This is a genomic window from Streptomyces sp. NPDC021080, from assembly GCF_044333225.1.
In the GTDB taxonomy this organism is placed as follows: Bacteria; Actinomycetota; Actinomycetes; order Streptomycetales; family Streptomycetaceae; genus Streptomyces.
This window is the reverse complement of the sequence record NZ_JBIRQM010000028.1, coordinates 39,825-58,857: the sequence shown is the minus strand read 5'-3', so window position 1 is coordinate 58,857 and position 19,033 is coordinate 39,825. Positions and strand designations below refer to the sequence as shown.

At 68.5% G+C, this 19,033-nt stretch carries 14 protein-coding genes and 1 pseudogene; 2 read left to right on the top strand and 13 right to left on the bottom strand.

All coding sequences use genetic code 11. The annotated features are described in order from the left end of the window. Positions 1-11 precede the first annotated feature (11 nt). From ACH4S8_RS41695 to ACH4S8_RS41655, 9 genes are all read right to left on the bottom strand, one after another. A complete protein-coding gene (locus ACH4S8_RS41695; protein ID WP_398403930.1) occupies positions 12-1,244 on the bottom strand; it encodes a sarcosine oxidase subunit beta family protein in 1,233 nt (410 codons plus the stop codon). After that, a complete protein-coding gene (gene glyA, locus ACH4S8_RS41690) occupies positions 1,241-2,533 on the bottom strand; it encodes a serine hydroxymethyltransferase (protein WP_398403928.1) in 1,293 nt (430 codons plus the stop codon). Before glyA ends, ACH4S8_RS41695 begins: the two co-directional genes overlap by 4 nt. Next, positions 2,530-2,667, bottom strand: a complete 138-nt coding sequence (locus ACH4S8_RS41685; protein ID WP_398403926.1) for a hypothetical protein — start codon at positions 2,665-2,667, stop codon at positions 2,530-2,532. Before ACH4S8_RS41685 ends, glyA begins: the two co-directional genes overlap by 4 nt. A gap of 78 nt (positions 2,668-2,745) precedes the next feature. Beyond that, the gene (locus ACH4S8_RS41680) at positions 2,746-5,184 is read right to left on the bottom strand and encodes an FAD-dependent oxidoreductase (RefSeq protein ID WP_398403924.1); all 2,439 of its coding nucleotides are present in this window, start codon (positions 5,182-5,184) and stop codon (positions 2,746-2,748) included. A gap of 249 nt (positions 5,185-5,433) precedes the next feature. Beyond that, a complete protein-coding gene (locus ACH4S8_RS41675) occupies positions 5,434-6,405 on the bottom strand; it encodes an ABC transporter substrate-binding protein (RefSeq protein WP_398403922.1) in 972 nt (323 codons plus the stop codon). 12 nt (positions 6,406-6,417) lie between these two features. Next, positions 6,418-8,427, bottom strand: coding sequence for an ABC transporter permease (locus ACH4S8_RS41670; protein ID WP_398403920.1), 2,010 nt, complete (start codon positions 8,425-8,427; stop codon positions 6,418-6,420). After that, positions 8,427-9,515, bottom strand: a complete 1,089-nt coding sequence (locus tag ACH4S8_RS41665; RefSeq protein WP_398403918.1) for a glycine betaine/L-proline ABC transporter ATP-binding protein — start codon at positions 9,513-9,515, stop codon at positions 8,427-8,429. The genes ACH4S8_RS41670 and ACH4S8_RS41665 overlap by 1 nt, the downstream gene beginning before the upstream one ends. Positions 9,516-9,535: 20 nt before the next feature. After that, positions 9,536-11,005, bottom strand: coding sequence for an aldehyde dehydrogenase family protein (locus ACH4S8_RS41660; protein ID WP_398403916.1), 1,470 nt, complete (start codon positions 11,003-11,005; stop codon positions 9,536-9,538). A 307-nt stretch (positions 11,006-11,312) separates the two neighbouring features. Continuing rightward, complete coding sequence (locus ACH4S8_RS41655) at positions 11,313-12,188, bottom strand: sigma-70 family RNA polymerase sigma factor (protein WP_398403914.1); 876 nt, start codon at positions 12,186-12,188, stop codon at positions 11,313-11,315. 86 nt (positions 12,189-12,274) lie between these two features. On the opposite strand from ACH4S8_RS41655, the gene ACH4S8_RS41650 reads away from it, so the two are divergent. Further along, the gene (locus ACH4S8_RS41650) at positions 12,275-12,733 is read left to right on the top strand and encodes a carboxymuconolactone decarboxylase family protein (RefSeq protein WP_398403912.1); all 459 of its coding nucleotides are present in this window, start codon (positions 12,275-12,277) and stop codon (positions 12,731-12,733) included. Positions 12,734-13,059: 326 nt separating this feature from the next. On the opposite strand, the pseudogene ACH4S8_RS41645 reads toward ACH4S8_RS41650, so the two are convergent. The 3 genes and pseudogenes from ACH4S8_RS41645 to betA form a co-directional block, all read right to left on the bottom strand. Beyond that, positions 13,060-13,831 (bottom strand): annotated as a pseudogene (locus ACH4S8_RS41645) (5,10-methylenetetrahydrofolate reductase). Positions 13,832-13,895: 64 nt separating this feature from the next. Next, positions 13,896-15,119, bottom strand: a complete 1,224-nt coding sequence (locus tag ACH4S8_RS41640; RefSeq protein WP_398403910.1) for an RNA-guided endonuclease InsQ/TnpB family protein — start codon at positions 15,117-15,119, stop codon at positions 13,896-13,898. A 157-nt stretch (positions 15,120-15,276) separates the two neighbouring features. Continuing rightward, a complete protein-coding gene (gene betA / locus ACH4S8_RS41635) occupies positions 15,277-16,944 on the bottom strand; it encodes a choline dehydrogenase (protein WP_398403908.1) in 1,668 nt (555 codons plus the stop codon). A 151-nt stretch (positions 16,945-17,095) separates the two neighbouring features. Between betA and ACH4S8_RS41630 the strand changes: the two genes are divergently transcribed. Beyond that, positions 17,096-17,893, top strand: a complete 798-nt coding sequence (locus tag ACH4S8_RS41630; RefSeq protein ID WP_398403906.1) for an IclR family transcriptional regulator — start codon at positions 17,096-17,098, stop codon at positions 17,891-17,893. A gap of 9 nt (positions 17,894-17,902) precedes the next feature. On the opposite strand, the gene ACH4S8_RS41625 is transcribed toward ACH4S8_RS41630, so the two are convergent. Further along, on the bottom strand, positions 17,903-19,033 hold the full coding sequence (locus tag ACH4S8_RS41625; RefSeq protein WP_398403904.1) for an aromatic ring-hydroxylating dioxygenase subunit alpha: 1,131 nt from the start codon (positions 19,031-19,033) through the stop codon (positions 17,903-17,905).

The window sequence follows — 19,033 nt, the reverse complement described above, 5'->3', positions numbered from 1 at the left end:
GGTTCGGCTCCCTAGTGGGCCACCGCGGCCGCGCCGTGCTCGTCGACGAGCGCGCCGGTGGTGAAGCGGTCGAGCGAGAAGGGGGCGTTGAGGGCGTGCGGGGTGTCATGGGCGATGGTGTGGGCGTAGACCCAGCCGACGCCCGGGGTGGCCTTGAACCCGCCGGTGCCCCAGCCGCAGTTGAGGTAGAGGTTGTCGACCGGGCTGAGGCCGACGATGGGCGAGGCGTCGGGGCTGACGTCGACGATGCCGCCCCAGGTGCGCAGCACATGGGCTCGGGCGAAGACCGGGAAGAGTTCCAGGGCGGCGGACATCTGCTCTTCGATGATGTGGAAGGCGCCGCGCTGGGTGTAGGAGTTGTACGAGTCGATGCCGGCGCCCATCACCAGTTCGCCCTTGTGGGCCTGACTGACGTACACATGGACCGCGTTGGACATGATGACCGTGGGGTGCACGGGTTCCAGGAGTTCGGAGACGAGTGCCTGCAACGGGTGACTCTGCAGGGGCAGTTCGATGCCCGCCATGGCGGCCAGTACCGAGGTGTGGCCGGCCGAGCAGAGTGCCACCTTGCCCGCGGCGATCGGGCCGAGGGTGGTCTGTACGCCGACCACCCGGCCGCCGACGATGTCGAGGCCGGTGACCTCGCAGTTCTGGATGATGTCGATGCCGGCGGAGTCGGCGGAGCGGGCCAGGCCCCAGGCCACGTGGTCGTGCTTGGCAATGCCGGCGCGCGGCTGGTAGGTGCCGCCCATGACCGGATAGCGCACGTCGGGCGAGATGTCGACGATCGGGCAGACGTCCTTGACCTGCCGCTCGTCGAGCCATTCGGCGTCCACGCCGTTGAGCCGGTTCGCCTCGACGCGGCGCACGCCGTCACGGACGTCCTGGAGGCTGTGGGCGAGGTTCAGTACCCCGCGCTGGGAGAAGAGGATCGGGTAGTCGAGTTCCTCCTCCAGTCCCTCCCACAGTTTGAGCGCGTGCTCGTAGATGCCGGCGCTCTCGTCCCACAGGTAGTTGGAACGGATGATCGTGGTGTTGCGGGCCATGTTGCCGCCCGCGAGCCAGCCCCTCTCCAGCACGGCGACGTCGGTGATGCCGTGGTTCTTCGCCAGATAGTGGGCGGTGGCGAGGCCGTGTCCGCCGCCGCCCACGATCACCACGTCGTAGGACCGCTTGGGTTCGGGCGTGCGCCACAGCCGGTCGGGGTGTTCGGGGAGCTCGGCGCCGGGGGTGCGGGGGCTCATCGGACGTCTCCGGCTTCTTCCGCTGCTGAAAGGTGCGGGTAGAGCGGGTGCTTGGCGGCCAGCGCCTCCGTACGCGCGCGCAGGGCGGCGATGTCGGGCTCGGGCTGGAGGGCCGACGCGATCACGTCGGCGACCTCGGCGAAGTCCTCTTCGGTGAAGCCGCGGGTGGCCAGTGCCGGGGTGCCGATGCGCAGGCCCGAGGTGACCATGGGCGGGCGCGGGTCGAAGGGCACGGCGTTGCGGTTGACGGTGATGCCGATCTCGTGGAGCAGGTCCTCGGCCTGCCTGCCGTCGAGTTCACAGGCGCGCAGGTCGACCAGGACGAGGTGGACGTCCGTGCCTCCGGTGAGGACCTTCACCCCGGCGGCCGCCACGTCGGGCCGGGTGAGCCGTTCGGCGAGGATCCGGGAGCCGGCGAGTGTGCGGGCCTGGCGTTCGGCGAACTCGGGTGACGCGGCGACCTTGAAGGACACGGCCTTCGCGGCGATGACGTGCTCCAGGGGGCCGCCCTGCATACCGGGGAACACCGCCGAGTTGATCTTCTTGGCGAGGTCGGCCTCGTTGGTGAGGACGACTCCGCCGCGGGGACCGCCGAGCGTCTTGTGCGTCGTCGTGGTGGTGACGTGGGCGTGCGGTACGGGGTTGGGGTGCAGTCCGGCGGCGACCAGGCCCGCGAAGTGCGCCATGTCGACCATGAGGAGGGCGCCCACCTCGTCGGCGATCCGGCGGAAGGCCGCGAAGTCCAGCTGCCGCGGGTATGCCGACCAGCCTGCGATGATCATCTTGGGGCGGTGCTCCTTGGCGAGCCGTTCCACCTCGTCCATGTCGATGAGGTTGTCCGTCTCGGCCACGTGGTACGGCACGGCGTTGAGCATCCTGCCGCTGTAGTTGATGCGCATGCCGTGGGTGAGGTGCCCGCCGTGCGCGAGGTCGAGGCCGAGGATCGTGTCGCCGGGCTGGAGCAGGGCGAAGAAGACGGCGGTGTTGGCCTGGGCGCCCGAGTGCGGCTGGACATTGGCGAATCCGGCGCCGAAGAGGGACTTGACGCGTTCGATGGCCAACCGCTCGGTGACGTCGACGTGTTCGCAGCCGCCGTAGTAGCGGCGGCCGGGATAGCCCTCCGCGTACTTGTTGGTGAGGACCGAGCCCTGGGCCTCCAGCACGGCGAAGGGCGCGAAGTTCTCGGAGGCGATCATTTCGAGGGTGGACTGCTGGCGGTGCAGCTCGGCGCGGAGTGCGGCGTGGACCTCGGGGTCCAGTTCCGCCAGGGGGGTGTTCAGCGTGTTCATACGGTGTTCGCCTTCCTCTCGGCGGCCTCGGCGGCCGGGTCCGTGCCGAGCCCCGGCGGCCGGCCGGCGGCGGCGGTCGACTTGGCCACGCGCTCGGCGGATCTCGCCTCACCGTCGGGCAGTTGTGCGGTCACCGGCGGTGTTCCTTTCCCTGAAGCCGACACGGTGAACCGGGCGGTTCCGGTGGGGTGCCCGAGCTTCCCCGGGGTTCCTCAGCCACGGAGGCGGGACATGGTCGGGTCGAACAGGGGCTCCTCGGCGACGACCGCCTCGACGCGCCGGTCGAAGTAGCCGATGTGCAGGGTGTTGCCGGTGGTGGCGAGCTCCGCCGGGAGCCACGCGTAGGCGATGCCCTTGCCGATCGTGTAGCCGTAGGCGGCGCTGGTGACATAGCCGACGGGGCGGTCGCCGTCGTACACCGGCTCCTTGCCCATGACGACGGCCCGCGGGTCGTCGATGGTGAGACAGGTCAGTCTGCGCCGGACGTCGGACTTGCGCCGCTCGAGTGCGGCCTTGCCGATGAAGTCGTCCTTGTCGAGCTTGACGGCGAAGCCGACTCCGGCCTCATAGGGGTCGTGTTCGTAGGTCATGTCGGTGCCGAAGGAGCGGTAGCCCTTCTCCAGGCGGAGGCTGTTGAAGGCGCCGCGGCCGGCGGCGATGCCGCCCAGCGGGCCCGCCGCCTGCCACAGGGTGTCCCACAGCTTCAGGCCCTGGTCGGCGGTGGTGTACAGCTCCCAGCCCAGTTCACCGACGTAGGACAGGCGCATCGCGGTGACGGGGACGGATCCGATGTGGGCGCGCTGGGCACGGAAGTACTTCAGGCCGTCGGCCGAGAAGTCCGAGTCGGTGAGCGGCTGCAGCACATGGCGGGCGAGCGGGCCCCACAGGCCGATGCAGCAGGTGCCCGGGGTGATGTCGCGTACGGCGACCGAGCCGTCGGCGGGCAGGTGGCGGGTGAGCCAGTCGAGGTCCAGGTTGCCGTTGGCACCGACCTGGAAGAGGTCGGGGGCCAGCCGGGCGACGGTGACGTCGCTGCGGATGCCGCCGTCGTGGTCCAGAAGCAGGGTGTACGTGACGGAGCCGACGGACTTGTCGACCTTGCCGGTGGACAGCCGCTCCAGGAAGGCGGCGGCGCCGTGCCCGCTGACTTCGAGCCGCTTGAGCGCCGTCATGTCGTACATCGCGACGGTCTCGCGGGTGGCCTGCGCCTCGGCGCCGACGACGGGCGACCAGTACCGCGCGGCCCAGTCGTCGGGGGTGGGGACGGAACGGCCCTCGACCAGGTTCGCGTTGGCCTCGTACCACTGCGGGCGCTCCCAGCCGTTCGCCTCCAGGAAGAAGGCGCCCAGCTCCTGCTGGCGGGCGTAGAAGGGGCTCGTGCGGATCGGGCGCGGGTCCCCCGACGGCTGGAGCGGGTGCAGGATGTCGTAGACCTCGACGAAGTTGCGGCAGCCGCGGGCCAGGACGTACTCCGGGGCGAGCTGGTGCGGCTCGAAGCGGTTGACGTCGCACTCGTGCAGGTCGAAGGACGAGCAGTAACCGTCGACGAGCCATTCGGCCATGGCCCGGCCCACGCCGGCGGAGTGGGTGACCCAGACGGCCTCCGCGACCCAGAAGCCCTTGACCTCCGGGGATTCGCCGAGGAGGGGCAGGCCGTCGGTGGTGAAGGAGAACAGGCCGTTGATGCCCTCCTCGACCTTGGCCTCCTTCGTCGCGGGGAGCAGGGACCGGGTTTCGGTCCAGGCGTCCGCGAAGTCGTCTTCGGTGAACTTCAGGACCGACGGCATCTCGTCGGCCGCGTCCACCGACAGGATGTCGTCGGCGGAGACCGGCATCGGGCGGTGGCCGTAGGAGCCGATGCCCAGGGTGTCGAAGCGGTCGCGGTAGTAGAGGTCGGCGTCCTGGTGGCGCAGGATCGGGCGCACCGCCTCCTCGGTCTGGCCCGCCAGGGCCGGTACCGGGCCGGTCCAGGCAAGCTGGTGGCCGAGCGGGGTCAGCGGGAGGTTCATGCCGACCATGCGGGCGATCTTCGGGCCCCAGATGCCGGCGCAGCACACGACGATGTCGGCGGGGATCTCGCCCTGGTCGGTGCGGACTCCGGTCACCCGGCCCTCGCTCTGCCGTACGTCGAGGACTTCGTGGCGGGCGAGGAAGCGTACGCCGCGCTCGGTGGCCCTGCGGATCTGTGCCTCGACGGCGAGGACGGCCTTCGCGAGGCCGTCCGTCGGTACCAGGAGGCCACCGAGGATCTTGTCCCGGTTCACGAGGGGGTGCTGCTCGACGCACTCCTCGGTGCTCAGCAGCCGGGCCTCGATGCCCCAGGCGGTGATCCAGCCGTGGCGGCGGTGCAGTTCGGTCAGACGCTCGGGGGTGGTGGCCACTTCGAGGCCGCCGACCTGCAGGAAGCAGGGCCGGCCGTCGACGTCGAGGGAACAGAACTTCTCGACGGTGTAGCGGGCCAGTTCGGTCATCGTCTTGGAGGAGTTCGTCTGGAAGACCAGACCCGGGGCGTGCGACGACGATCCCCCGGTGGCGGGCAGCGGGCCCTGGTCGACCACGGTCACTTCGGTCCAGCCTCGCGCGGAGATCTCGTCGGCGAGGGCCGCTCCCACGACGCCCGCTCCGATGATGACCACCCGGGGTCCCGCCATCGCCGCACCTCCGACTAGAAAGCAATCCAGTTGCTATCTGCGCAACATGCTTCAAGTTGCGCAACTCAATGTGCCGGTCGCGGGGAGCGGGTGTCAAGGGGGCCGTGACGTAGGAAAACAGCCCGAAACGCGGCGATGCCCGGCAGGCTGCCGGCGCAGCCTGCCGGGCATCGTCCGGCGGTTTCCGAGTCGCTCGTGCGGCAACGCTCCGCCGCCGGCCCGAGGCCGGAGACGGTGCCGCGCCGCGTCCTACTTGATCCAGGCGTCGACCTTGTCGGGGTTGGCCTCGACCCACTTCTTCGCCGCCGCCTCGGCCGACAGCTTGTCCACGGCGATGTACTTGGCGACGGCGTTCTGGTCGTCGTTCGTCCAGTTGAACTTCTTCACCAAGTCGTAGGCGGGGCTGCCCGACTTGGCGAACTTCGCGCTGACGACCTTGTCGAGGTCGTACACCGGGTAGTCGCAGGCGACCTTCGCCGCATCGGCGTCACAGCCCGTCTTGTACGTGGGCAGACCGACCTTGACCAGCGGCACCTCGGACAGGAACCACTGCGGCTCGTAGAAGTAGCCGATCACCCATTCCTTGTTCTTCTCCGCCTTGCGGTAGGCCTGGATGAGCGCGGTCTCGCTGCCCGCGTACACCACCTTGAAGTCCAGCTTCAGGTTCTTCACCAGCGCCTCGTCGTTGGTGACGTACGACGGGTCGCCGTCGAGGAGCTGGCCCTTGCCGCCCGACTCCGAGGTCTTGAAGTTGGACGCGTACTTGTTCAGGTTCTTCCAGTCGGTGATGTCCGGATGCGCCTTCGCCAGCCACGGCGGTACGTACCAGCCGATGATGCCCTTGTTGCCGGTCTGCCCCGCCTCGACGGCGGTCTTCTGCCCGGTGATGTACTTCTTCTTCAGGTCGTCGTGACCCCAGTTCTCCAGGACCGCGTCGACCTCGCCCGTCCCGAAGCCCTGCCAGGCGATCTCTTCCTTCAGGTCCTTCTTGGTGACCTTGCAGCCGAGTCTGTGCTCCGCTACGTACGCGACCACCGCCGCGTCGGCCTCATAGCCCACCCACGGGTTCACCGCGAGGTTGAAGGTGCCGCACTTGCCCGGACTGCTCCCCGAGCCGGCGGTGCTGTCACCGACCTTCGCACCGCCGCAGGCGGTGAGGGTGAGGCCGAGAACCGCTGTGCCGACCGCGCCGACTCTCCAGTGTCTTGCTTGCCTTGCCATGGTCAGTGCTCCTTATTCGCTCGCGCGTCGCGCCGCTGCCTGAGTGATCCGGTCGAACATGACACCGAGCAGTACGATGGCGAGCCCCGCCGCCAGCCCCTTGCCGTACAGCTCTCCCTGCGAGAAGCCGGCCACGACGTCGTAGCCGAGGGCGCCCGCGCCTACCAGGCCGCCCACAACAACCATCGACAGCACGTAGATCAGGCCCTGGTTGGTCGCGAGAGTCAGGGCACTGCGTGACATCGGCAGTTGAACCTTGGTGATGATCTGCCAGGTGTTGCACCCGGCAGCGGTGGCCGCTTCGACGGTCGTCTCGGGCACGGCCCGCACACCATCCGAGATGATCTTGATGGCGACCGGCACCGCGTAGACGACGGCGGCGACGATCGCCGTGAAGCGCGTCGCGCCGAACAGCGCGAGGAACGGCACGAGATAGACGAACGGCGGCATGACCTGCGCCGCGTCCAGGGTGGGCCGCAGCAGCCGGTCCACGAGCATGCTGCGCCCCATCCACACCCCGAAGACGACACCGAGCACCATGACCAGCACCGTCGCCACGATCGTCGACGCCAGCGTCGTCATGCTGTCCGACCACACGCCGGTACCGACCAGCAGGCCCACGCACACGGCCGCGGTGACCCCGGCGCGCCATCCGCCGAGCACCGCGCCGAGCGCGACCAGGACCGCGCCGACGAGCCACCACGGAGAGTCGGTCAGCAGCGTCTGGAAGGGATTGAGCAGGCCGTTGGTGATCGTGTCGCGAAATGCGTTCGTGATCCCGGAGAGATTGTCCTGCGCCCATGTCGTCACGTCGTCGGCCGCGCTCGCGATGGTGCTGCCGGTGCTGCCCTCGCCCGGGAACTCCGCCGCCCATACATAGGTGTGCGACATGGAGACCAGCACCGCCACGACCACTGCGCCCGCCGCCAGCAGTTGCCTGCGCCACTTGAGGAAGCGGTTCCCCGAGCGCCGGGCCGCCTCCGCGCGCACGCTCGCCGCGGTCGTGACCCGGTCGAGGACGATGGCCATGACGACGATGGCCAGGCCCGCGTTGAAGGCCGTGCCGACATCGAGCGACTGCAGGGCCTGGACGACGGTCTTCCCGAGGCCGGGCGCGTCGATGAGGGCCGCGATGGTCACCATGGCCAGGGCGGCCATGATGGTCTGGTTGACGCCCATCACCACGGTCCGCTTGGACATCGGCAGCAGAACCTTCAGCAGTGTCTGCCGCCGCGTCGAACCCAGCGAGTCGGCCGCCTCGACGGTGGTCTTCGGCACGGAACGGATGGCGTGCGCGGTGATACGGATCGCCGGTGGCGCCGCGTAGATCAGGGTGGCGATCGTCGCGGAGGCCGGGCCGATGAGGAAGAACAGAGTGAGCGGGGCCAGGTAGACGAAGGTCGGCATCGTCTGCATGAAGTCCAGGAAGGGCGTCATGATCCGGTTGAACCGGTCGGACAGACCGGCCCACACGCCCAGCGGGATCCCGATCAGCAGTGCGACGAAGACCGCGGAGAGGGTCAGTGCCAGCGTGTCCATGCTCTCCTGCCACAGACCCTGCAGCCCGAAGAAGGTGAAGCCGGCCACGGCCAGGAGCGCGACCCGCCAGTTGCCCACGGCCCAGGAGATGTAGCCGACGATGCCGACGACGCCGAGCCAGCCGATCTGCGGGACGGGGCGGGTGGCGGACGGCTGGGAGATCAGGTCCTGGATGAAGGTCACCAGGTTGTCGATGACCAGGCGGATCTCGTTGAAGAAGTACAGGAAGAGCGGGTTGGAGTTGCGGTCGGCGCCGATCGTGTCGTTGACATCGTTGAACCAGTGGTGCAGATCGGTGAGGTCCGCCGCCGCCAGTGTCAGCGTCTGCCTGCCGCGCAGCACGGCGAAGAGCACCAGCCAGGCAACCAGGATCGCGGCCACCACCGTGCGGCGGCCGACCTTGCGTACACCCGCGGCGGGCGCGGATTTCGCCGGTTCCTCCGCCTCGTCCGCCTGCTCCGGCTTCTCTGCGGCGACGGTCATCACACGCCGCCTTCCTGCCCGGCGACCACCGCGAGGATCTCCTCGTCACCGACGATGCCGAGCAGCTTCCCGTCCTCGACGACCTTGACCGGCTTCTCGGCCGCCAGCACCGCCCGGGTGGCTTCCCGCACCACGACGTCCGGGCCCAGCTCGGGACCGTCCAGGGCGTCGTCCGGCTCCGCGGGACGCATGATCCACCGCAGGGTCAGTACGTCGCCGCGCGGCACGTCCTTGACGAAATCGCGTACGTAGTCGTCCGCGGGAGCGCCGACCAGTTCGTCGCCGGTGCCGCACTGGACCGTCTTGCCGTCGCGCATGATGAGGATGCGGTCGCCCAGCTTGAGGGCCTCGGAGAGGTCGTGGGTGATGAACACCATCGTCTTGCCGACCTCGTGGTGCAGGCGGATGACCTCGTTCTGCATGTCACGGCGGATCAACGGGTCGAGCGCCGAGAACGGCTCGTCGAAGAACAACACGTCCGGATCGCCGGCCAGCGCCCGGGCGAGACCGACGCGCTGCTGCATACCGCCGGAGAGCTGGTCGGGGTAGGAGTTCTCATATCCGGCGAGGCCGACCAGCTCGACGACCTCCAAGGCCCGCTTGGTGCGTTCGGCCCTGCCCATGCCGCGGATCTCCAGGCCGAAGGACACGTTGTCGACGACCCGGCGGTGGGGCAGCAGCCCGAAGTGCTGGAAGACCATGGAGAACTTGCTGCGCCGCAGTTCGCGCAGGCGCTTGGCATCCGCGTCGCGGATGTCCTCGCCCTCGAAGACGACCTCACCGGCGGTGGGTTCGATCAGCCGGGTCAGACACCGCACCAGGGTGGACTTGCCCGAGCCGGACAGACCCATGACGACGAAGACCTCGCCGGGCGAGACCTCGAAGTTCACGTCGCGCACGGCGGCGGTGCATCCGGTACGGTCCATCAGCTCGCGCCGGGTGAGACCGCACAGCTCCTCGGAGTCCGGCACCTGATCCGCCCTCGGACCGAACACCTTCCACAACTTGCGCACGGATATGACCGGGGTGGGGGCCGCGTCCTGGGGCGTGCCGCGCCGCTGCGGAGCCTCAGCCTGTGCTGGGGTCACGATCGACCTCTCTTCGGCGTTCAGCCGCGGAACCAGTGCTGCGGCCGGGGTTGGATGTTCTGCCAGATGTGCTTGGGCTCTCGGTACTCGTCCAGGCCGGACGGTCCCAGCTCCCGGCCCACGCCCGAGTGCCCGAAGCCACCCCATTCCGCCTGCGGCACGTAGGGGTGGTAGTCGTTGATCCACACCGTGCCGTGGCGCAGCCGGCGCGCGACCCGCTGGGCCTTCCCGGCGTCCTGCGTCCAGACGGCACCGGCGAGTCCGTACTCGGTGTCGTTGGCGATGCGTACGGCGTCGTCCTCGTCGGTGAAGCGCTCGACGGTCAGCACGGGTCCGAAGGACTCCTCGTGCACCACCCGCATGTCCTGACGGCACTCGTCGAGAACCGTGGGCGGGTAGTAGTGGCCGTTCGCCAGCCCGGGGCCACCGGGCCGTTCGCCGCCGCAGCGCAGTACGGCGCCTTCGGCGAGGCCCGCCGCGACATACGCCTCGACCTTCTCCAGATGCCGTGCGGAGATCAGCGCTCCGGTCTCGGCCTCGGGGTCGAACGGGCCGCCCAGGCGGATCTGCCGGGCACGGCGGACGACCTCGTCGACGAAGGCGTCATGAAGGGAGTCCTCGACGATCAGGCGGGCGCCGGCCGAGCACACCTGCCCCGAGTGCAGAAAAACGGCCGTGAGGGCGAAGTCCACGGCCGTCTCGAAATCGGCGTCGGCGAAGACGACGTTCGGGTTCTTGCCACCGAGCTCCAGCGCCACCTTCTTCACGGTCGACGCGGCGGTGGCCATGATCTGCTTGCCCGTCTCCAGACCCCCGGTGAAGGAGACCAGGTCGACGGCCGGGTCCTCGGAGAGCGGCGCCCCCGCTTCGGGCCCGGCACCCAGGACGAGATTGGCCGCACCGGCCGGGAGCCCGGCCTCCTCAAGGGCCCGCATCAGCAGGATCGAGGTGGAGGGGGTGAGCTCACTGGGCTTGAGGACGATCGTGTTGCCCGCAAGAAGCGCCGGGGCGACCTTCCAACTGGCCTGCAGCAAAGGGTAGTTCCAAGGGGTGATGAGCCCGCACACGCCGACCGGTTCGTAGACGACGCGGCTGACGGCGTCGTCACGGCCGGCGTCGATCACCCGGCCGGCATCGGTGCCCCCGATCCCGCCGTAGTAGCGGAAGCAGGAGACGACATCGGCGATGTCGTACTCGCTCTCCACCAGCCGCTTGCCGGTGTCCAGCGACTCGGCGCGGGCGAATTCCTTGGCGTCACGCTCGACGAGGTCGGCGGTGCGCATCAGCAGCGCGCCGCGCTCGCGCTCGGGGGTGCGCGGCCAGGGACCTTCGTCGAAGGCCCGGCGTGCCGCCGCGATCGCCGCCTCGGTGTCCGGACGCGTCGCCTCGGACACGGTCGCGGCGAGCGCGCCATCAGCGGGACATCGGATCTCCCGGCGCCCGCCGGCCACGGCGTCGCGCCATTCCCCAGCCACATACAGGTCTGCCACTCGCCAAGCCCTTCAGCCGCTACGAGTTGCGCATCGTGCATTCAATTGCTTGTGGTGGAACACCATGGCGAACGCCGCAGACCTACGTCAAGGGGTTGGCAGATGACGATTTCACTGGGGACCGCGGCATGAGGGGCGGGCCGGAACCCGACCTCGCCCGCCCGTATACGAAACCGGGCGTCCTCCTGGACGCCGTGCTCCGCTCCCGCGATCGGCTCAGTGAGGTCTTCTCAGAGGCCAAGTTCAACGTCTCTGCGGGATTCGGCGTGGCCCACTTCGAGTGTGCGTGGCCTTCGCTGGCAGGGAGTCACACCGGGTCCGGCAGGTCCATGAGCGCTAGTTCGGCTGGGTCGATCACGGCGGTGATCTCGGTGATGTGACCGTCGGCGACGGTGAAGGCGAGGAGGGAGAGCGGGGTGCCGTCCTCGCTCCAGGAGATGACGCCGGGGCGGCCGTTGACGGTCGCCGCATGTCCTCGTGCCGCACTGCCGGCCACTCGCGCGCGAGTGGCGACCTCGGTGGCCCCCAGCGTGACGAACGTGCCGTTCGGGGTGTGGACGGTGAACTTCACTTCGGAGTGGAGAACCTGAAGCAACTGCTCGAACCGGCCGTCGCGGGCTGCGGCCAGGAAGGCTTGCACCACCTCGCGTTGTTGTCGTCCGGCGTTTGCCGGCTGCTGGGCGGCCTGTACCTTCCTGCGGGCACGGCTGGCGAGCATTTTGGTCGCGTCGGCGGATTTGCCGAGAATGGTGCCGATCTCCGCGAAGGGCACGGCGAACACGTCGTGCAGCACGAACGCCAGTCGTTCGTCAGGGCGCAGCGAGTCGAGGACCGTGAGGAGCGCGAGGCCGACGGAGTCCCCGAGTGCCGCGAGGTCTTCCGGAGCGGGAGCGTCGTCGAGCGTCACGGTGAATTCGACCAGCTGGTCGTCGAAGGGGACTTCTAGGCGCATCCGGCCCGACCGCAGGTGATCGAGGCTGATGCGGCCGACCACGGTGGTCAGCCAGCCGCCGAGGTTGTCGATGGTGTCGGTGTCCTGGCGGGAGAGACGTAGCCACGCCTCTTGGACCACGTCTTCCGCGTCGGCATGTGATCCGAGCATGCGGTAGGCGACGGCGCGAAGCCGGTCACGGTGGGACTCGAAGGCATCGGCGATCGGGTCCGCGGGATGGGTGCCGGCCATGGTGTTACCTCCGTGGAAGCTGCTCCGTCATAGGGATGACGCGCACAGGCGCCGCAACGTAACCCGATGAAGGAGAGCACTCCCAGATGGAGAACCGGCTCAAGAACAAGAACATCAACAACCCCGATGTGTGGACCGCGATCCAGCACCTCCAGAAGGCGATCGCCGCCGGGGGCGTCGACCCGAAGCTGCTCGCGCTGGTCCACCTGCGCGTCAGCCAGATCAACAGCTGCTCGGCATGCGTCTACGCAAGTGTCTCCGGAGGGAAGAAGGCCGGTGACACCGACGAGCGGCTGCACAACGTGGCGGCGTGGCGTGAGGCGCCGCTCTACACCGACGCGGAGCGCGCGGCACTGGCGCTGGCCGAGGCCGCCACCCGGCTGCAGGACGGTGCGCCGGGCGTCACCGACGAGATCTGGGAAGAAGTCAACGCCCACTTCACCGAGGAGCAGATCGGCGCGATCAACCTGGAGATCGCGCTGACCAACTTCTTCAACCGGATCAACCGCACCATCAAGGAACCAGCCGGCAAGACCTGGGGGTGAGCCCAGCGCAGCTCTCACCCACTGAGGTTTCGCCAGCGAAATGATCTTCGGGTGGGTCAGTTGGCCGGGTAGGCGTGAAGCCCTGGTAGGACGAGTCCGCCAAGATCACGTCCGCTCGAACCAGAGGCTTCATGTTGGTCACCTATGCTGCCGCGCTCGACACTGATCAGACATGTGAGGGCGCCCGGCGAACGGACCGCAGCGGAACTGAGGGAACGCTGGCGAACCCTCAAGCACATCCCCCTCAGCCCCAGCGGAATCGGCGACATGGCCCGCGTCGCATTCGTCCTCGACGGGCACTGGAAATGATCCTCGCCGAGAGAGCCTCAGTGACCCAACCGGTCCAGCAGCGCGCGGCGCCAGCGCTCGGTCTCGGCGATCTGGTTGAACGTGAACACGTGCAGGCCCGCCACCCCGGCCGAGGGCACGGTCAGCACTTGCGCGCTACGGGCGAGCAGTCGATCGGGCGTGTAGCCGCGGGGGGTCGCGAACCGCAGAAACCACGAGGCGCGTCGACTCCCCCACGCCGATCTTCGCCGCCATGGCCAGCAACTTCGCCCGCTGCACGGGCCTCGCCACGCCCACATGGACAGGCAGGGTGACTCCGCGGTGCCGTATGCGGCCGGCCCAGTCACCCGGCACGCTCGGATCGAAACAGAAGTTGCTCACGATGTACGTGGCGTGCGCGCGCTTGTCTCACATGGCCTGGATGGTGACGTCGTCGTGAATGAGCAGATGGTTCTCCGGATAACCGGTAATGCCGACGCGGGCGAACGGGCCGCCCAGGTCACTCAACCTGCGTAGCACCGGCAGCGCGCCTTCGAAGGCCCCGGCCGGAGGATCGGCGTCGTCTGCCGGGACGAAGACGTCGTCGACACCCGCCTCCCGGAGCCGGTCGACGACATCCTTCAAATGCGTGTCGTCCCGCAGCAGCCGCGCAGGCACGTGCGGGACGGCACGGTAACCGTGCGCCGCCAGCTGGCCGACGAGGTCGAGCGTGGGCTTCAGGCACTTGACTGGCGACGCCGTCACGGTCACGACGACATCGCTCGGTACACGGGCAAGGACCTGGTCCACGGTCGCCTTCGCGGGCAGCACCTCTTGACATGCTCCTCTCCCTAAAAGGTGAGGATTCTGGCCTCCTCGACTGGTTGCTGTGCCGCTACGCGGCACGGTTTCCGGTCGGGATTCCGCGGCTTCCTGTTTCTTCGCACTGTGCCAGAACGGGTTCTGGTCTTACCGGCGCTCCGCAGGCCGATACCGCCAGTCCGGCGGCCGTTTTGATGTTGAGTGCGGCATTGTGGTCCCGGTCGTGGTGGGTGCCGCAGGCGGTGCAGGTCCATTCCCGCACATTCAGGGGTTTGGGTCCGTCCTTGACCCCACAGGTGGAACAGATCTGGCTCGTCGGCTCGAACCGGCCGATCCTGACCAGGGTGCGGCCGTACCGGGCGGCCTTGTACTCCAGCATGCCGATGAACCGTGCCCAGCCAGCATCATGCACGGACTTGGCCAGCCTGGTGCGCCCCAATCCTGCCACCGCCAGGTCCTCCACAGCGATCGCTTGGTTCTCGCGGATCAGCCGGGTGGAGAGCTGGTGGTGGAACTCGCGGCGTGCGTCGGTGACCTTGGAGTGGGCACGGGCGACCTTGAGGCGGGCCTTGGCCCGGTTCTTTGATCCCTTCTGCTTGCGGGACAGCTCCCGCTGGGCCTTCTTCAGCTTCTTCTCCGCCCGGCGCAGGAACCGCGGGGAGCCGATCTTCGTGCCGTCGGAGAAGACCGCAAAGTGCGTCAGGCCGAGGTCGATGCCGATGGCGCGGTCGGTGTCGGGCATCCGGGCGGCGTCGGCGGCGGTGTCAGCGTCGACGACGAAGGAGGCGAAGTACCGTCCCGCGCTGTCCTTGACCACCGTGACGGAGGTGGGGGTGGCGGGCAGGATGCGGGACCACTTCACCTTCACCGCACCGATCTTCGGCAGATTCAGACGGCCGGCTTCGGTGATCTTCCAACGGGCGTTGGCGGTGAACCGGATCGACTGCCGGGTGTCTTTGCGGGACTTGAAGCGGGGCGCACCCAGTCTGGGGCCCTTGCGGGTGCCTTTCAGGGAGGCGAAGAAGTTGCGGTAGGCGGCTTCGGCGTCGCGCAGGGACTGCTGGAGCACCACGGAGGAGACCTCGCCCAGCCAGCACCGCTCCTTCGTCCGCTTCGCCTCGGTGATCAGCTTCCGGGACAGCTCGCCCGCCGCAGGGAACGCCAGCCCGGCCCCGCGGGCGTCCTCGCGGGCGCGGACCGCGTCGTTGAACACGACACGCGCGCACCCGAACGCTTTGGCCAGCGCGGTGCGCTGACCGGCGTCCGGGTACAGACGAAAGCCGTACCGAAGCTGCATGGCGATCACACTAGGCATGTCGAACCCGTGACGTCGCCGGGAACACACGAGCGATCCGTCACCGTCAGCGGCAGGGTCCGGCTCCGCCGGAGCACCGCGATGAATCCCGGTAGCGGACCCTCGACGACAGCGCCCCGAGCCCCTCGGCGTCCACCGTCTACCCGGCCTGCTTCTGGGAGTCCCGGTGCCGGTAGTAGGCGGCCTTGGAGGGGGCCAGCGGCTCTTTGCCGAGGATGAGGTCGGCCGCCTTCTCCGCGATCATCATCACCGGCGCGTAGATGTTGCCGTTGGTGACGTAGGGCATCACCGACGCGTCGACGACGCGCAGTCCCTCCACTCCGTGCACGCGCATGCTGGCTGGGTCGACGACGGACATCTCGTCGGTACCCATCTTGCAGGTGCAAGAAGGGTGCAGGGCGGTCTCGCCCTCCTTGGCGACCCAGGCGAGGATCTCCTCGTCGGACTCCACGGACGGTCCGGGCGAGATCTCCCCGTCGTTGTACGGGGCCATGGCGGGCTGGTTGAGGAGCTCACGGGCCACGCGGATCGACTCGACCCATTCGCGACGGTCCTGTTCGGTGGACAGGTAGTTGAAGCGCAGTGCCGGGTGTTCCTGCGGGTCCTTGCTCTTGATCTTCACCGAGCCGATGGCGTCGGAGTACATGGGGCCGACGTGCACCTGGTAGCCGTGGCCGCCGGCGGGCGAGGAGCCGTCGTAGCGGACCGCGACGGGCAGGAAGTGGAACATCAGGTTGGGGTAGTCCACGTCTTCGTTGCTGCGGGCGAAGCCGCCGGCCTCGAAGTGGTTGGTCGCGGCGGGGCCCTTGCGGAAGAGCCATTGCAGGCCGATGAAGGGGGCGCGCCACTTCGCCATGTACGGCTGCACGGAGACGGGCTGCTTGCAGGCGTACTGGATGTACACCTCCAGGTGGTCCTGCATGTTCTCGCCGACGCCCGGAAGGTCGTGGACGACGTCGATGCCGAGCGCGCTCAGTTCCTCGGCGTTGCCGACTCCGGAGAGCTGGAGCAGCTGCGGGGAGTTGATCGCGCCGCCGCAGAGGATGACCTCGCGGGCGCGTACCTGCTGGACCTTGCCGCGGCGCCGGTACTCGACGCCGACGGCCTTCTTGTCCTCGAAGAGGACGCGGGTGACCAGGGCACGGGTGGTGACGGTGAGGTTGGGCCGCTTCTTCACGGGCTTGAGGTACGCCTTCGCGGCCGACAGCCGGCGGCCGCGGCTGACGTTGCGGTCGAACTGCGCGAAACCTTCCTGCCGATAGCCGTTGACGTCGTCGGTGGGGGCGTGACCCGCCTCCTGGGTGGCCTTGAGGAAGGCGCCGAACAACGGGTTCGTGGCGGGGCCGCGCTCAAGGACGAGGGGACCGTCGTGGCCGCGGAACTCGTCGTCGGGTTCGGCCGCGAGACAGTTCTCCATCCGCTTGAAGTACGGCAGACAGTGCGCGTAGTCCCAGGACTCCATGCCGGCCTCGGCCGCCCAGCGCTCGTAGTCCATGGGGTTGCCGCGCTGGAAGATCATGCCGTTGATGCTGCTGGAACCGCCCAGCACCTTGCCGCGCGCGTGATAGATGCGCCGGCCGCCCATGCGCGGCTCGGGTTCCGACTCGTACTTCCAGTCGTAGAACCGGCTGCCGATCGGATACGTCAGCGCCGCGGGCATGTGGATGAAGACGTCCCACGGGTAGTCGGGCCGGCCCGCCTCCAGGACCAGTACCTGGTTGCCCGGGTCGGCGGAGAGCCGGTTCGCCAGTGCGCAGCCGGCGGATCCACCGCCGACGATGACGAAGTCGTATTGCAGGGGAGCCATGGTGCCTCGTCTCGCTCGCGCCATAGATACCCGAGGCATGCTAGTACGAGTAGCGTCATACGCACCAGGTTGCGAACAACGCAACTTGCAAGGCCTACGTTTCCGTGCCGTTACTTGCGTCGCTGTTGTTTACTACGCGTATAGTTTCGCTGTGAGCAACTACAGTCCAGACATCGAAACGACAGGTACGCAGTCCGGCGGCGTACAGTCCGTCGACCGCGCCATCAGCGTGCTGGAGATCCTGGCCCAGCGCGGCGAGGCCGGCGTCAGCGAGGTGGCCGCCGAGATCGATGTTCACAAGTCGACCGCGTTCCGGCTGCTCGGCGCCCTGGAGGCGCGCGGCCTGGTGGAACAGGCGGGCGAGCGCGGCAAGTACCGCCTCGGCTTCGGCATCGTGCGCCTGGCCGGCGCGGTCACGGGGCGCATCGACATCACCCAGCAGAGCCGCCAGGTCTGCGAGCGGCTCGCCGAGGAGATCGGCGAGACCGTCAACATCGCCGTGATGCAGGAGCACTACGCGATCAACCTCTACCAGGTACGCGGCCCGGGGGCGGTCGCCGCACACAACTGGGTCGGCCAGCTGACCCCGCTGCACGCCACCTCCAGCGGCAAGGTCCTGCTGGCGTATCTGCCCGCCGAGGAGCGCACCGCGCTGCTGGCCGAGGCCGGCCTGAAGAAGGTGACCGCGCACACCCTGACCTCGAGGACGAAGCTGGAGAAGAACCTCGCCGAGGCCCGGGAGCGCGGCTACGCCTGGACCCTGGAGGAGCTGGAGGTCGGGCTCCACGCCATGGCCGCGCCGGTGCGCGACCGCAACGGCGAGGTCATCGCGGCGCTCAGCGCCTCCGGACCCGCGTACCGGTTCACCGAGGAGCGCCTGCACGAACTCGCTCCGGTGCTGGTCAAGGGCGCGGAGGAGATCAGCCACCGGATGGGTCACCTGGGCTGACCCGCCCCACTACGGCCGGGGAGTGCCGAGGCGCTCGTTCACCCAGTCGTGGAAGGCACCGATGTGGTGTTCGCTGGGCACCAGCACCCCGCCCTTGGCGTACATCCGTGAGCTCATCCCGGGCTGCGTGCGCTCGCACGCGTCGAAGTCCTGGCGGTTGACCCGGTCGAAGAGTTCCACGGACCGGCTGACGTCCTTGCCGCTCTCGACGACGTGCGGGAGGTAGAGCCAGTCGCACTCGACGATCGTGCGGTCGACGGCCGCCGGGTACATCCGGTGGAAGATCACGTGATCGGGGACGAGGTTGATGAAGACCTGCGGTTTGACGGTGATCGCGTAGTAGCGGCGGTCCTGGTCGTCGGACACGCCGGGTATGCGGTCCAGGCCCTCGGAACCGTCGACGGTGAAGCCCTGGACCTCCTCACCGAACTCGGCACCGTGGCCGACGTAGTACTGAGCGGCGTAGCCGTCGGCGAACTCGGGGAGCACCTCGGTGAGTTCGGGGTGGATCGTGGCGCAGTGGTAGCACTCCATGAAGTTCTCGACGATGAGCTTCCAGTTCGCCCTGACGTCGTAGACGATCCGCTTGCCGACCGCGAGGTTGCCGATGTCGTAGTGCTCGATCGACTCCACGTCGCCGAGCCGGCCGACGACCTCGCCGATGACGTCGTCCTCGAAGGAGGGCGGGTTCTCCGCCAGGCAGACCCAGACGTAGCCGAGCCATTCTCGGGCGGTCACGCCGACCAGGCCGAACTCCGTGCGGCCGACGTCGGGCATCTTCGTGAGGTTGGGCGCCGCGACGAGCTTGCCGTTCAGGTCGTAGGTCCAGGCGTGGTACGGGCACTGGAAGGCACGCTTGACCTCTCCGGCCTCCTCGGTGCAGAGCTTGGCGCCGCGGTGCCGGCAGACGTTGAAGAAGGCACGTACGGAGTTGTCCCGCGCCCGCGTGATCAGGATGCTCTCGCGGCCCACCTCCACGGTCCGGAAGGCACCGGGCTTCGCCAGCTCCGAGGAACGCACGGCGCAGAACCACATCGTTTCGAAGATGCGCTCCTGCTCCTGGGCGAAGATCCCCGGATCCGTGTAGGAGGAACCGGGGAGGGTGGCGATCAGACTGTCCGGCAGGCTGGTCGGGATCAC